Raw genomic sequence first — 14,584 nt, 5'->3', positions numbered from 1 at the left:
GGCGACCGGGCACGGCGGCGGTGCGGGGTGGTGCTCACCCCTTGAGGGAGCCTGCCGTCAGGCCGCTCATGATGTTGCGCTGGAAGATCAGGAAGATGATGAGCGTGGGCGCGGAGGCCATCGCGAGCGCGGCGACGAGATGGTTCTCGGGCACTCCCCTGGCGAGCGAGTAGATGCCGACGTTGAGCGTCTGCAGGGCCGGGTCGGGGAGGGTGAGCATGGGCCAGAGGAAGTCTTTCCAGACTCCGACGATGGCGAAGATCGACACCACGCCGAGGACGGGCCGGGACATCGGCAGCACCACGGAGCGCAGGGTGCGCAGGGAGGACGCTCCGTCGATGGCGGCGGCGTCGAGGATCTCGCCGGGGATGGAGTCGAAGAATCGTTTCAGTAGGAAGATGTTGAAGGCGTTCGTGACCGAGGGCAGCCAGATCACCCAGGGCGTGTTGAGCAGGTTCCGCTGGATGACCGGCATGTCCAGGACCGTGAGGTACTGCGGTACGACCAGGACGGTGGCCGGGATCATCAAGGTCGCCAGCATCATGCCGAGGACGGCCTTGCCGAAGACGGGGCGCAGCTTGGACAGCGAGTAGGCCGCGGCGACGTCGAGGACGAGCTGGAAGGCCAGGGCGCCGAACGCGTAGTAGAGGGTGTTGAACAGCAGCTTGGCGAGGTCCATGACCTTCCAGGCGGCCGAGTAGTTGTCCGGGTGCAGGGAGTCCGGCACCAGGGTCGGCGGGACCTGGGTGAACTCCGCGGTGCTCTTGAGGCCGTTGGCGACCATCCAGTAGAGGGGCCCGAGGAAGACGATCGTGAAGCCGATGACCACCACGGCCAGGACGGTCCAGTAGACCACCTTGCCCCGGGTGCGGCCCAGTTGGGCCGGCGATATCAGCGTGCGGTCCGACATGTGGGTGCTCCCGTCAGTTCTCGTTGTCGCGGCTCAGCCGGACGTACACGGCGGAGAATCCGGCGAGCAGGACGAGCAGGCACAGGCCCAGGGCCGCGGCGCCGCCGTACTTGTTGAAGCTGAAGGCGTACTGGTAGATGAGGACGACGACCGTGGTGGTGGAGCCTTCGGGGCCGGCGCCGCCCGTCAGCATGAACGGCTCGACGAACACCTGCATCGTCGCGATGACCTGCATGAGCAGCATCAGCGAGAGGATCAGCTTGGTCTGCGGGATCGTGACGTGCCAGATCTTGCGCAGCACCCCGGCCCCGTCGAGCTCGGCCGCCTCGTAGAGTTCCCCGGGGATGCCCTGGAGGGCCGCCAGGTAGATCAGGGTCGCGCCGCCCATGTTCATCCACGTGGAAGCGATGACAACAGAGAGCATCGCGGTATCGGTGGACTGCAGCCAGTCTTGCGCCGGTAGGTGCAGAAATTCCAGGATTCTATTGAAAACGCCGTATCCGGGATCGTAGAAGTACTTGAAGAGCAGGATCGAGGCCACCGGCGGCATCATCACCGGCAGGTAGACCAGCAGACGCAGGTACCCCTGCGCGTGCCGGAACTCGTTGAGCACGATCGAGACCACGAACGGGACGGCGAAGCCGAGGATCAGCGCGAGCCCGGTGAACAGCAGGGTGTTGCGCCAGGCCTGCCAGAAGGTCGGGTCGTTGAAGACGTAGCGGAAGTTGTCCCAGCCGACCCAGTGGACGGCTCCACCCTCGGTCTTCTGGAAGGCCAGCAGGAACTCCCGGACCATCGGGTACCAGGAGAAGAAGGAGAAGCAGAGGACGGCGCCGATCAGAAAACCGTGGGCCGAGAGGTTCCGCTTGAACGCCCGGACGAATTCCTCGCGTGAGGTACCGGGCAGGGTGGGAGCCGACATCGCCGCTCGCTCCTTGGTGGGTCGTCGCCATCGATTTGCGGGGTGCGGGGCCGACGGGCGGGTCCGGGCCGGGGAGGCCGCCCGGACCTCCCCCGGCCGGGACCGCTACTGGTTGGCCAGCACCTGGTTGACGGCCTTCTCGGCCTCCGCGAGGAGCTGCGCCGTGTCGGCGTCCTTGTTGGTCAGGACACCCGACATCACCTTGTCGAGGACCTTGTAGACCTCCTGGGCCTTCGTCGGCTCCGCCTTGCCGGGCACCGGGTTGTCCAGGAAGGGCTTGAAGTTGACGACCGGCATGGTCGCGCTGGCGGCCTTCAGCTCGTCGTCCTTGGCCTTGCTGGCGCCGGTGAAGAAGGCGGGCTGCGGAAGGCCGACCGGCAGGCCGTCGGTCTTGGAACGGTCGTACTTGAACTGCCCCTTGCCGACCGAGAGGGTCTTGAAGTTCAGCCAGGCGATGGCGGCCTTGACCTTGTCGGGCGAGCTGCCCTTCTTGATCAGGTAGCCGTTGCCACCGGCCAGCGTGGCGGCGCCGCCGGGGATGGGGCCCATGCCGAAGTTCTCGTACTTGGCCCCGAGCTGCTGGACCATGTAGGTGATGTCGTCGGGTGCGGCGAGGAACATGCCGAGCTTGTCCGAGGCCATCTGCTTCTGCAGGTCACCCCACTTGAGCAGCTGGGTCTTGCCCATGCTCTCGTCCTCCCAGCGCATGGCCTTGAGGTTGTCGGCGATCTGCTTGCCGGTCGGGTTGTTGAAGGCCGCCTTGCCGTCCGCGCCGACGACGTCGCCGCCCAGGCCGTACATCGCGGCGGTGAAGTGCCAGCCGCCGGTGTTCTCGACGCTGTAGTCGCCGTAACCGGCGGTGCCGTTGCCGAGCGCCGCGATCTTCTTGCCGGCCGCGCGGACCTCGTCCCAGGTGCGCGGGGGCTGGTCGGGGTTGAGGCCCGCCTGCTGGAAGAGCTTGCGGTTGATCAGCAGGCCCATCGTGTAGTTGCTGGTGGGCAGGCCGTAGAGCTTGCCGTCCTTCTTGAGGATGTTGACGACGTTCTTGTCGAAGTCGTCGAGCCCCGGCACCGACTTGGTGGTGACGTACGCGGAGATGTCCTCGGCGCCGTCGTTGTCCAGCACCTGCTGGAGGTCGGTGAAGTAGGCGTAGAACACGTCGGGCTGCGACTTGGCCTTGAGCATCGCCGTGAAGCGCGGGGGCTCCAGGCACTGGCCGGGGGTGGAGCGGCCCTCGATCGTGACGTTCGGGTAGGTCTTGTTGAACTCCGCCACGTCCTCCTTCCACTGCTTGAGCTCGGCCGCCTTCGCCGCCGGCGGCATGCAGTCCATGGAGATGGTGACCTTGGTCTTCGGGTCGAGCGGCGCGGAGGCGTCCGTGGAACCGCCGGACGGCTGGTTCTTTTCGCCGTCTCCACTGCTGCTCGTACCGCAGGCCGCCAAGGCGGTGACGGCGAGCGCCGAGACGAGGGCGGCCGCGGTGGTGCGGCGGATGTTGGTTCTCATCTGTGGTCCCCTTCGAGCTTCGAGCAGGAGGCGTGGGGCGTGTGTGGGGGCGAGCGCGGCACACTCAACCACCACCGACAGATGAACGCAATATCTCGCGCAGATTTCGCAAGACATTGGCAGGAGGGCGCCGGACAGGTCGGGCAGAGAACGCAAAACAGGGCTTCGAAACGTCAGCGGGACGTTTCGAAGCCCTGTGTTCAAGGGGTGAAGCGGAGGGGAGCGTTACGCGGAGCGGGGGCGGGGAGCCTGCGCCGTGGAGCCCCGCACCACGAGCTCGGGCTCGAAGAGCAGCTCACCGGGCTGTACGGCGGCCCCTTGGATCTGCGCGGTGAGCAGTTCCACGGCGGCCCGGCCCATGGCCTCGATGGGCTGCCGGACGGTGGTCAGCGGGGGTTCCGTGCAGTTCATGAAGGCCGAGTCGTCGTACCCGACGACGGATACCTCCCCGGGTACGTCCAACCCCCGGCGCCGGGCCGCCCTGATGGCCCCCAGGGCCAGTGGGTCGCTCGCGCAGATGATGCCGGTGACCCCGCGGTCCAGCAGCCTGGAGGTGGCCGCGTGGCCCCCCTCCAGGGAGAACAGCGCCCGCTCCACGTGCTCGGCGGGCAGCACGGTGCCGGCCGCCGCGGCGACCGCCTGGGCGGCCACCAGCTTGCGCAGGGAGGGGATGTGGTCGGGCGGGCCCAGCACCAGGCCGATGCGCTCGTGACCGAGGGAGGCCAAGTGGCGCCAGGCCTGCTCCACCGCCACGGCGTCGTCGCAGGACACGCACGGGAAGCCGAGGTCCTCTATCGAGGCGTTGATCAGCACCACCGGGACCTTGCGGTCGTGCAGCAGCCGGTAGTGCTCGTGCGGGGCGTCGGCCTGCGCGAAGAGCCCGCCGGCGAAGACGACGCCGGACACCTGCTGCTGGAGCAGGAGCTCGACGTAGTCGGCCTCGGAGACCCCGCCGGTGGTCTGCGTGCAGAGCACCGGGGTCAGCCCCTGCTGGGCCAGCGCGCCACCGATGACCTCGGCGAAGGCCGGGAAGATCGGGTTCTGCAGTTCCGGCAGGACCAGGCCGACCAGCCGGGCGCGCTCGCCGCGCAGCTGGGTGGGGCGCTCGTAGCCGAGAACGTCGAGGGCGGTCAGTACGGACTGGCGGGTTGTCTCCGAGACGCCCGGCTTGCCGTTGAGCACCCGGCTGACCGTTGCCTCGCTGACCCCCACCTTCTTCGCCACTTGAGCAAGTCGTCGCGTCATGAGCGCAAGAGTAGCGCAAATAATGCAAGTTCCTTGCAGTTCGATTACGGTCAGTTTGGCCCATCGAAATCCGGCACGGAAGCCCCTGAGCACCACTGGACGAAAAGGACCCCGGCCGGCCGGGCGGTATCCGACACACGGTGCTCCAGCGGCTCCCGGCAGGCTGGTTTCGGCCACCTCACTCCCGGCGGCCCCAGGGGCTGTGCCAGCGCTCCGCGATCGCGTCCGCCCGCGCGAAATGGCCGGCGGCCGCATCCTCCCGGCCCAGCAGGACGGAAAGTTCACCGAGGGTGTACGCCACCGGACGCACCGCCACGGTGAACCCGGACGAGGGCGGCGGGGCGTCCGCGTACGGCAGCAGCGCCTCGTAGAGCTCCTCCGCGCCCCGCGGCTCGCCCAGCGCCACCAGCGTCATCGCGCGGAAGGTCCCGAACACCTTGAACAGGTAGTTCTCGGGCAGCGGTCCGGCCTGCGCCAGCACCTTCCGGGCCTGTGCGGCCTCCCCCGCCTCGGCCAGCGCGACCGCCAGCAGGTCGGCGGCGGCGGCCCCGAAGCCCTCGTACACCCGGCGGGCCCAGTCCACGGACTCCCCCAGCCGTCCCTGGCTCGCCCGCAGCGTCGCCGTGGCGATCGCCAGGTGCCCGGCGGCGTGCGGCGACCCCTGGCGGACCATCGCCCCCGCCGCCGCCGCGTACCCGCGTTCGGCGTCCTGCGTACGGCCCTCGATGTGCGCGAGAGTGGCCAGTACGCCCTCTCCTACCATGGCGGGCCCGGGCATCCGGTAGGCCCGCGCGAAATCCGTGTACCGCGCCACCAGCCGGTGCACCGCGGCCACGTCCCCTTCGGCCGCCGCGGCCGAGGAGCGGATGAAAAGCCCGTACCAGTGGTGGACCGGCAGGTCGTGCGTAGCGCCCAGGTCCTCCAGTTCACGCCCCAGCCGGTCCCGTTCCGGCCCCTCCAGATCGGCATCGAGCTCGCGCACCAGCGCCGCGAGCGCCGCCGCCCGCAGCGCCGGACCGCCGGCCTCCCCGGCCAGCGCCACGGCCTCCCGGGCCGCCGTGCGTACGGCCGGGATCCGACTGTCGGAGAGTTCGGCCGTGTAGCCGCAGAGCAGCCGGCACCGCACCTCGGCCCCGAGGCCGGGCCGCTGCAGCAGACGCTCGAGGAGCGCCACGACCGGCCGGTCGACCGTGCCGTAGGGCCGGGTCTGCCAGGGCGTCGGCTCGGTCCAGGCCGTGAAGGCCCGGATCAGCAGGTCGTCGCGGCCCGCGCCGACCGCGTGGTCGACGGCCGTGTGCCGCACTGTGCGCGCCGCCATGACCGCCCCGGCGCGCACCTGGGCCCGTACCAGCCGTCCCAGCAGATCGGCCCGTTCGGCTTCCCGGTCGCCGGTGGACCGGTCGGCGCCGGGCCCGGCCGGGATCCGCTCGAAGCTCTCCACCGCCTCGGCCAGCAGCCCGGCGGCCACGTCGTGGGCGTAGCGGCCCTCGGCGAGGTCGGCCGCCTTCAGGCAGTACGCCACGGCCCGCGCCGCCGTGGCCGAGGAGGCGGCGCGTACGAAGTGGTGGGCCAGCGCGGACACGTCGTCCCTGCCGAGCCGCTCCAGCACGGCTCCGATCCGGCCGTGCATCCGGGTGGCCCGCAGCCTGCTGAGGTCGGCGAGCAGGGTGTCGCGCACGAGCGCGTGCGCGAAGCGGATCCGGCCCGGCCCCGGTTCGGTCAACAGCCCGGAGAGCAGCCCGGCCTCCAGTGCCCCCAGTACCCCGTCCTCATCGGTGTCGGCGGCCCCGAGCAGAACCTCCACCTCCGCCTCCCGCCCCGCGACGGCCGCCAGCCGCAGTACGGCGACCACCGGGTCCGGGAGCCGGACGAGCCGGCGGCGCAGCACGTCGCGGACCCCTTCGGGCACCTCGGACAGGGCGACGAGCTCGCCCTCGCCGGCCAGCAGCCGGGCGCTCTCGCGGACGTAGAACGGGTTGCCGCCGGTACGTTCGGCGAGCGCGGCCACCGTCCCGGGGGTCACGTCCGGCCCGGCCACCGCCCGGACCACCTCGCCCACCGCCGCTTCACCGAGGCCGCCCAGGGCGATCCGGGCCGGCGACCGGCGGGCCAGTGCCGCGAGTGCGTCGGCGAGCCGGTCCCCCACCTCGTCGGGCCGGTGGGCCCCGACGAGCAGCATCCGCGTCCCGGAGGGCAGGTCCCCGGCTCCGGCCAGCAGGGCCAGCGTCTCGGCGTCCGCCCAGTGCAGGTCGTCCAGCACCACCGCGAGGGGCCGCTCCCGGGCCGCCTCCCCGAGCCACGCCCACACCGCTTGGTGCAGCCGGAACCGCCCGGCCGCCGAATCCTCCCCCGGCAGGCGTACGCCGCCCCGCGTCGGACCGTCGCCCAGCAGGGGCGCCAGAGCGGCGGCCGCGGCGGGCCCGGGCGGGACGGCGGCCGCCACGGTGCGCAGCGCCTCGACCCAGGCCCAGGCGGGCGGGGCGCCCTCGGCATCGCTGGTCCGGCCGAACGCGACGAGCCAGCCGTCCCGGCGCAGCCGGTCGCCGAGCCGGTGGAGCAGCTCGGACTTGCCGAGGCCGGCTTCGCCGGTGACCAGCGCCACGGCGGGACCCCCCTCCAGCGCCCGGCCGGCGGCTCCGTCCAGCAGCGCCGATTCCTCCGCCCGCCCCACGAACGGCACATCGCCGGCGCCGGGCCCCGCCCCCTCGCCCCACCCGGACTCCGCCACCGGGCCCGGCCGGGACAGGAGCGCGGGCCCGAGCGCGAGCCCGGACGCGGACCCCGACGCGGACCCCGAGGCGGGCCCCGACGCGGGCCCGGGCCGGGACGCCCCGGGCACCGCGGAGGGGCCGGCCGTGGCCTCCCGCAGCAGCCGGCCGTCCTGGCCCAGGACGGCCTTCTCCAGTTCCACCAGTGCGGCGCCGGGGTCGAGCCCCACCTCCTCGGCCAGCACGGCCCGGGCCCTGCGCAGGGTGGACAGCGCGTCCGCCTGCCGTCCGGCGGCCCACAGCGCCAGCGCGTGCAGCCGCCAGGCCTCCTCCCGCAACGGCTCGTCGCGGCTGAGCAGGGCCGCGTCGGCCACCACCCGCCCGGGTTCGGAGCCGCGCAGCCCAGCGACGATGTCCAGTTCGCGGGCTGCCAGCCGCAGTTCGTCCAGTCGCAGGATCTCGGCATGGCTCCACGGCTCGTCGGCGCTCTCGGCGTACGCCGGACCCAGCCAGAGCTCCAGCGCCTCCCGGAGCAGGTTTCTGGCGGCTGCCGGTGCGCCTTCCGACGGGGCGGCCGACAGCAGTTCGCGGGCTACCCCGAGCAACCGTTCGAAGCGCCAGGCGTCCACAGCGTCCCCGGGCAGCCGCAGCGCGTACCCCGGCGGCGTGCTCACCAGCAGGGTGGCCGCGGTGCGCGGAGCCCGGCCAGGTTCGAGGAGCCGGCGCAGGTTGGACACGTACGCCTGGAGCGAGGCCACCGCGCGGGCGGGGGCCGCCCCCTGCCAGAGGTCCTCGATCATCCGGTCGACCGGGACCACCCGGCCACGTGCCGCCACCAGCAGGGCGAGGACCGAGCGCTGCCGGTGGCCGCCGAGGGGGACGGGCTCGCCGTCGCGCTCGGCGGTCAGGGACCCGAGTACGCGTATGTGGACCATGTGGCGCCCAGCGTAGACCGGAAAGGTCAACATCCCTACAGAACAAGCCACTTGGTACGCAGAATCGGGCCACTCCCCCCTCCTGGGGGTTCCAAGCCCCTTCCAAGAGGCCTCCATGAACCCGCGGTGAGTCTGTACCCATGAACACGGAGACGGGGAACACGAAGCCGGGGAGGACCCGGACGGGACACGCACCGCCCGGCGCACCCGAGCTGGCGGCCGTCCACCGGGGCCTGCGGCGCGAAGCACGGCTGCTGGTCATGCTGGTGGCCGCCGCGACCCCAGGGGACACCGCCCGGGCGCGGGTACTGGCCGGCCACTTCCGCTCGTACCGGCTCGCCCTGCGCCGCTGCCACGACACGGAGGAGAGCTGCCTGTGGCCGCCGCTGCTGGCCCGACTCGACCTCGACGCCGACCTCGTCCTGCGGAGCGCCGAACAGCACGAACGCATCGCGGCGACCCTCGTCGCGGCCGCGGCGGCCCTGCCCACCTGGGAGTCCGGGGCGGGCGAGGCCGACCGGGACGCGCTCGCCGCCCTGCTGGCCGAGCACCGTGCGGTCCTGGCCTGGCATCTGGCCGAGGAGGCCGGGCTGTTGTTCCCGCTCGCCGCCCGGCACCTGGACCCGTACGAGTGGGAGGGCCTGGGCGCGCGGCTGGCGGTGGATCTCGGCATGGCGCTGGAGGACGCCCTCCCGTCCGAGCGCCGGGCACTGCTGGGCCGCCTGTCGCTGCCTGCCCGGCTGCACTGGTACGCCGTCGGCCGGCTCCGGTACGCCCTCCGGGTCCGCGCCGTCCGGCGCGATCCCAGCCCGGCCCCCTGAACGGCGCACCACACAGCACGCACCACTCACCACACACCCCACCAGGAGACCCGTCATGAAGCTCAGGCACCTCACCACCGCCCTGGCCGCCGTCGGAGGCGCGTTCATCGTCTACGTCGGCCTCAGCTACGTGCTCGCCCCGCAGGCCACCGCCGCCGACTTCGGAGTGCCGACCTGGCCGCAGCACGAAGGCACCGCGTTCCTGGCCGTCAAGGGCGTACGGGACATCGCGACCGGCCTGGTCATCCTGGCGCTCCTGCTGACCGGGCACCGGCGGGCGCTGGGCTGGGCCATGGCGGCGATCGCCTTCGTACCGCTCGGCGACGCGGTGATCGTCCTGAACGGCGGCGGGACCGCCGCCACCGCCCTCGGAGTGCACGGCTCGACGGCCGCGGCGGTCCTCGTGACCGCCGCCCTGCTGCTGCGCGAGCGCCGCACTGCCGCCGGACTCGGCCGGGGTGCCGACTCCGGCTCCGGCTCCACGAACAGCCCCGAACCCGCCGCGGTCTGAACACCCTCCCGCCACCGCCACACGCACACGCACACGCACACGCACACGCACACGCACACGCACACACCAGGAGAGAACCCGATGTCCCTCGTAGTCCCCGCCTTCGACGACTCCGTGATCGTCCGCTCCGCCGATGCCGAGACCATCGGTGGCGGCCCGACCACCCTGCGCCTCCTCGCCGACAGCAGCTCCACCGGCGGCGCGCTCTCCACCCAGCACGTGAGCCTGCTGAACGGCGCGGACGGGGCCGCGCCCCACCACCACGCGCGGTCGGCCGAGCTGTTCTACGTCCTGGACGGGGCCGCCCAGCTGCTCTCCGGCGACCAGGTCGTGACCGCCGGCCGCGGTGACCTCGTCGTCGTCCCGCCCGGCCTGGACCACGCGTTCGCCGCCGTGCCCGGCGAGAACGCCGAGATCCTCATCGTCATCACCCCGGGCGTCGAGCGGTTCGAGTACTTCCGCCACCTGGAGCGGATCGCCTACGGGAAGGTGCCGCCCGAGTCCCTGCTGGACGTGCAGGAGCTCTACGACACCTACTTCACCAGCAGCGAGCGGTGGCGCGGGGCCCGCGGGTGAGCGGTGGACGAGCGGAGCGGCGGGGCACCCCGAAGGGATGCCCCGCCGCCCTGTCGTGCCGTGGTCCGCCGTCCGCTCCTCGCTACGGCAGTTGGTTGATCTTGAACGTCGAGGTCGTGTTGCGCACGTCCACGGCGTTGTCGCTCATCCTCAGGTTCTGGATGGTGACCTCACCGACCGCGGGCCCCTGTCCCGCCTCGGGCATCTCGTTCGCCCAGAGACCGAACCCGGACTTGGCGTCGTAGGCGTCGCCGCTCTTCTTCGCCCCGGTGATGGTGATGTCCTTCAGGACGGTGTCCTTGATGGGGTTGACCGGCTGGCCGCCGACGTACTGCGTCTGGAACATGATTCCGCTGTACGTCGGGTCGATGATGTCGACGTTGTTGATCCGGATTCCCTGGAACACCTTGGACGCCGAGAAGATCCAGATTCCGGGGAAGGTCTGCGCCCCCCAGAAGTGGCCTCCGGACCGGACGATCGAGATGTTCTCGAAGGTCGTCGGGTCGGTCCCGAATCCGTTCATCGGATAACCGAAGTCCAGCGAGCTGATGGTGATGCCCGAGTAGACCAGGGTGTCGGCGATGTAGACGTTGCGGAAGGTGTTGTTGAAGCCGCCGTAGACGGCGACACCGGCCGCGCGCCAGGTCAGGATCGTGGTCAGGTTCTCGTAGACGTTGTTCTTCATGTCCGCGCCGCCCGCGTCGATCGCGGAGAACAGCGCGAAACTGTCGTCACCCGTGGAGCGCGCCTCGTTGTTGGCCACGAGGTTGTCCGTGCTGCCGTTGGTCATGTTGATGCCGTCGGCGAAGGTGTCGCGGATCCGCGAGTTCTTGATCGTGATCCGGTCGGTGTTGGCGCCCCAGTAGAGGCACACCGTGTGCTCGTCCCAGATGTTGTCGATCGTCATGTCGGTGACGTTCGAGAAGTCGAAGACCTTGCCCGGACCGTCTATGCGGGAGGTGTAGTTGCCGAAGTAGGCGAAGCCCGAGAAGGACGAGCCCTTCGCCGTGCCCTCCGCGCGCCAGCCGATGTCGGTGTTGTCCTGCGAGGCCGGGGCGTGGAAGCGGGTGAACCACGGTCCGGCGCCGACGACCTGCACGGCCTTTCCGTACACCTGGAACTTGCTCGCCGTCTCGTACTCGCCCGGCGGCAGGTAGACGCCCACGAGCCTGCCCGTGGTGTCCATGCGGACCTTGTCCAGGGCGTTCTGCACGTCCTGGTGGGTGAAGCCGGCCGGCACGGTGTAGGTCGCCGGGTCGGGGTTGCCGATCACCGTGGCCTGTTCCAGGCCCACGAAGTCGATCGCGTAGGTGGACGTGTTGGCCGCGTCCTTCTGGAGGCGGATCCTGCTGCCCTGCGGGACGGTCTCGCCGAGGAGGATGTTGGCCTCGTCGTAGATGTGCCGCGGCGCGCCCGCGCTCGGCGAGTTGCCGGGGCCGGCCTCGGCACCGTAGAGCCAGGAGTACTTCGAGGTCAGCGGCAGGGCCTTCTTCAGGACTCCGTTGACGTAGACGTTGATGGTGGAGTCGATGCCGCCGCCGCCCGGGGCGTCCGGGATGGAGAAGCGGGTGACCAGGGTGTTGGTGGCGGCGCGGGTGGTGAACTCGACGTACTCGCCCGTCGCGTCGAGGTTCACCGCCTTGCGGCCCGAGGCCTCGCCGGCGATGTCGCCGATGGTGCGGTTGGGGCCCACGACGCTGGCTCCGCCGCCGACCACGCCGTCCTCGGCCTCGTACGTGTCGAAGGGCATGTTCGCCCCGCGGCCGACGAAGAAGGGCTTGGTGGAGGTGTTGTTGCCGCGCTTGACCGGCAGTTCGTTGGCGTCGTCGGCGAGGACCACCTTGACGGTGTACTTGCCGTTGGCCGCGGTCCAGCCGCCGAGCGGGATCGGGGTCGTGGAGGCACCGGCCGCGAGCGCGCCGCTGAAGGAGCCCGCCAGGGTACGGACGGTGGCGCCGGCCGCGTCCTGCAGGGTGAGGGTGACGTTGTGCGTGCCCGTGGCGGCGGCCACGGTGCCCTGGTTCCGGACCGTGACGGAGAAGTTCACGCCCTGACCGGCGGACGGGGCGCTCGGCGACCAGTCGACGGATGATGCCACCAGGTCCGAGCTGTCGACCGGCCGGACCACCAGCGGCGAGCCGGTGAGGCTGTTGTTGGTGTCGTTCTGCTCGATGACCGTGTTCGCCTCGTCGACGATCGCGCTCAGCGGGTAGGTGCCCGCGTCGCGCGGGCCGATGCCGGCCGTGACGGTGGCCGTGGCGCCCGCGGCCAGGGCCGGGACGTTGGCGGTGGCGACCTTGGAGCCGCCGAGCTGGAAGGTGACGGCGGTCGCCGGCGCCGGCGCCGGGCCGCTGTTCCTGACGGTGGCGGACAAGGTGACGGAGTCCGATTCGACGGGGGCCGCCGGGCTGGAGCTCACCGCGGTGACCTGGAGGTCCGGGTTGGGTGCCGGGACGCCGATGACCTGGAACTCGGCGATCTGACCGTTGGAGGAGCCGGTGTTGGAGGTGAAGCGCAGTTGCACGTCCGCGACGCGGGCACCGACCGGGATGGTGACCGTGTTGGATCCGGAGGCCGGGTTGAACACGTAGTCCTTGGCGCCGACCAGGCTGGTGACGCCCGAGGCGCTCTGCTCGCGGCCGAGGACCTGGATGTTCTGGGTGCGGGTGCCCCAGCTGCTGTCCGGATTCAGCTTGAGGACCAGGCGGTCGACGTCTGCGTTGGACCCGAGCCTGACGGTCAGGGTGCTCGGGTAGGCGCCGCCGGCGCCCTCCCAGTAGGTGGAGGTGCTGTTGTCGTTGGCGTTCTCCGCGACGAAGGTGTGGATCACGGAGGAGCCCTCGATGGGCTTGCCGACGGCCAGGTTGGAGCCGCCGCCGCCCCCACTGCCGTTGCGGGTCACGGAGTTGCTGTCGCCGGAGCGGTTGCCCGCCGCGTCCTTGGCCCGGACGAAGTAGCTCACCGTGGCGGTGGCCGGCTGGTTGTCGGTCCAGGTGGTGACGTTGCCGGCGACCGTGGTGACCGGCACGTTGTTGGCGAAGACCTCGTAGCCGGTGACGCCGACGTTGTCGGTGGAGGCGTTCCAGGTGAGCTTGATCTGACCGGAGGCCGGCTCGGTGTAGGCCAGCGTGCCCGGAGCGGTCGGGGCCTGGGTGTCACCGGTGTCGCCGGCGCGGGTGACGGTGTTGCTGTTCGCCGACTGGTTGCCGGCCGCGTCCTTGGCGCGGACGTAGTACGTCACGCTCGCGGCGGCAGGCTGGGTGTCGGTCCAGGTGGTGACGTTGCCCGCGACGCTGGTGCGCAGCTGGTTGTTGGCGTAGACGTCGTAGCCCGTGACCCCGGTGTTGTCGGTGGAGGCGTTCCAGGTGAGCTTGATCTGGCCGGTGGCGGGCTCGCTGTAGGCGAGCGCGGTCGGGGCGGTCGGCGCCTGGGTGTCGCCTGTGGTCGGACCGTAGATCTCCAGCTCGGAGAGCTGACCGCCGGGCTGTACGGAGTTGAGCGATATCAGGACGCGCACGTAGCGGGTGGTGGTGGCGTCGAAGGTGATGGTCACCGCGTTGGCGCCGGCGGCGTTGAAGTCGTACGCCTTGGACGCGGTCAGGTCGGTGAAGTCCGTGCCGTTGGCGCTGCCCTGGATCTTGAGGGTCTGGGTGCGTGCGCCCCAGTTCTCGGGGAGCTTGAGGACCACGCGGTCCACGCGGACGGAGGAGCCGAGGTCGGCCTGGAGCCACTGGGGCATGGCGTTGTTGACGCTCTCCCAGTAGCTCGCCGTGTTGCCGTCGTTGGCGTTGCCCGGCACGTAGACCTGGGTGTTGCTGCTCGCGGTGAGCGTCTTGCCCAGGGCCAGGTTGCTGCCGGACTCACCGGGGGCGTGCACCTCCAGCTCGGAGAGCTGGGCGGCCTGCCAGCCGGTGTTGGCGGTGATGTCGATCCGCACGTACCGGGCCTGGTTGGCGGGGAAGCCGATGGTGACCGCGTTCCCGCTGCCCTGGCCGAAGGTGTACGTCGCCGAGCTCACCAGGGTGCTGAAGCTGGTGCCGTCGGCGCTGCCCTGGACGGACAGGGTCTGGTTGCGGCTCTCCCAGGAGGCGGGGAGCTTTAGCACCACCTGGTCGACGCGGGTGGTGGCTCCGAGGTCGGTCTGCACCCATTGCGGGAAGGTGCTGCCGGCGCTCTCCCAGTACGAGGACTGGTTGCCGTCGGTGACGTTGGCGGCGGTGTAGCCGCCGTTGGTGCTGCTCGCCGCGGCGGGCCGGCCCGCCGAGACGCTCGGTCCGCCGGCGGCCACGGCGGTCAGAGCGGGCCAGCCCACCATCAGCAGGGCTGTGCTGATCGAGGCGGCAAGTGTCCGCCATCTCCAGTTGTACCTTCTCATATGTCCTCGCCCCTCGACATGAACTTTCTGAACCATGGGAGATAGGAATTTGCATCGTGCGGTGCGAGAGTTGCA

Annotated in this window: 9 protein-coding genes; 3 read left to right on the top strand and 6 right to left on the bottom strand. The window is 71.0% G+C overall.

Features of this window, described 5'->3' with window-relative positions:
- Positions 1-34 precede the first annotated feature (34 nt).
- From OG389_RS28060 to OG389_RS28040, 5 genes are all read right to left on the bottom strand, one after another.
- Positions 35-910, bottom strand: coding sequence for a carbohydrate ABC transporter permease (locus OG389_RS28060; protein ID WP_328301212.1), 876 nt, complete (start codon positions 908-910; stop codon positions 35-37).
- 13 nt (positions 911-923) lie between these two features.
- Positions 924-1,832 carry a carbohydrate ABC transporter permease gene (locus OG389_RS28055; RefSeq protein WP_328301211.1) on the bottom strand — a complete coding sequence of 303 codons (909 nt, stop codon included), beginning with the start codon at positions 1,830-1,832 and terminating at the stop codon, positions 924-926.
- Positions 1,833-1,937: 105 nt separating this feature from the next.
- Positions 1,938-3,338: an ABC transporter substrate-binding protein gene (locus OG389_RS28050; protein ID WP_328301210.1), complete on the bottom strand. Its 1,401-nt coding sequence runs from the start codon at positions 3,336-3,338 to the stop codon at positions 1,938-1,940.
- 225 nt (positions 3,339-3,563) lie between these two features.
- On the bottom strand, positions 3,564-4,583 hold the full coding sequence (locus OG389_RS28045) for a LacI family DNA-binding transcriptional regulator (protein WP_328301209.1): 1,020 nt from the start codon (positions 4,581-4,583) through the stop codon (positions 3,564-3,566).
- 178 nt (positions 4,584-4,761) lie between these two features.
- Complete coding sequence (locus OG389_RS28040) at positions 4,762-8,226, bottom strand: BTAD domain-containing putative transcriptional regulator (protein ID WP_328301208.1); 3,465 nt, start codon at positions 8,224-8,226, stop codon at positions 4,762-4,764.
- Positions 8,227-8,366: 140 nt separating this feature from the next.
- Between OG389_RS28040 and OG389_RS28035 the strand changes: the two genes are divergently transcribed.
- The 3 genes from OG389_RS28035 (at position 8,367) to OG389_RS28025 (ending at position 10,134) form a co-directional block, all read left to right on the top strand.
- Positions 8,367-9,047 (top strand): hemerythrin domain-containing protein, encoded by a 681-nt coding sequence (locus OG389_RS28035; protein WP_328301207.1) that lies wholly within the window; start codon positions 8,367-8,369, stop codon positions 9,045-9,047.
- Positions 9,048-9,102: 55 nt separating this feature from the next.
- Positions 9,103-9,558, top strand: a complete 456-nt coding sequence (locus OG389_RS28030) for a DUF4267 domain-containing protein (protein ID WP_328301206.1) — start codon at positions 9,103-9,105, stop codon at positions 9,556-9,558.
- Positions 9,559-9,639: 81 nt separating this feature from the next.
- A complete protein-coding gene (locus OG389_RS28025) occupies positions 9,640-10,134 on the top strand; it encodes a cupin domain-containing protein (RefSeq protein WP_328301205.1) in 495 nt (164 codons plus the stop codon).
- A gap of 82 nt (positions 10,135-10,216) precedes the next feature.
- Here the strand turns inward: OG389_RS28025 and OG389_RS28020 are convergent, their stop codons facing one another.
- Positions 10,217-14,509 (bottom strand): discoidin domain-containing protein, encoded by a 4,293-nt coding sequence (locus OG389_RS28020; RefSeq protein WP_328301204.1) that lies wholly within the window; start codon positions 14,507-14,509, stop codon positions 10,217-10,219.
- Positions 14,510-14,584 lie beyond the last annotated feature (75 nt).

Source organism: Streptomyces sp. NBC_00435, assembly GCF_036014235.1.
GTDB lineage: Bacteria > Actinomycetota > Actinomycetes > Streptomycetales > Streptomycetaceae > Streptomyces.
This window is presented reverse-complemented; position numbering and strand designations above follow the sequence as displayed.

Coding starts and splice junctions, on each gene's coding strand:
- OG389_RS28020 (WP_328301204.1), bottom strand. CDS start 14,509: ATGAGAAGGTACAACTGGAGATGGCGGACACTTGCCGCCTCGATCAGC.
- OG389_RS28045 (WP_328301209.1), bottom strand. CDS start 4,583: ATGACGCGACGACTTGCTCAAGTGGCGAAGAAGGTGGGGGTCAGCGAG.
- OG389_RS28050 (WP_328301210.1), bottom strand. CDS start 3,338: ATGAGAACCAACATCCGCCGCACCACCGCGGCCGCCCTCGTCTCGGCG.
- OG389_RS28040 (WP_328301208.1), bottom strand. CDS start 8,226: ATGGTCCACATACGCGTACTCGGGTCCCTGACCGCCGAGCGCGACGGC.
- OG389_RS28060 (WP_328301212.1), bottom strand. CDS start 910: ATGTCGGACCGCACGCTGATATCGCCGGCCCAACTGGGCCGCACCCGG.
- OG389_RS28030 (WP_328301206.1), top strand. CDS start 9,103: ATGAAGCTCAGGCACCTCACCACCGCCCTGGCCGCCGTCGGAGGCGCG.
- OG389_RS28035 (WP_328301207.1), top strand. CDS start 8,367: ATGAACACGGAGACGGGGAACACGAAGCCGGGGAGGACCCGGACGGGA.
- OG389_RS28055 (WP_328301211.1), bottom strand. CDS start 1,832: ATGTCGGCTCCCACCCTGCCCGGTACCTCACGCGAGGAATTCGTCCGG.
- OG389_RS28025 (WP_328301205.1), top strand. CDS start 9,640: ATGTCCCTCGTAGTCCCCGCCTTCGACGACTCCGTGATCGTCCGCTCC.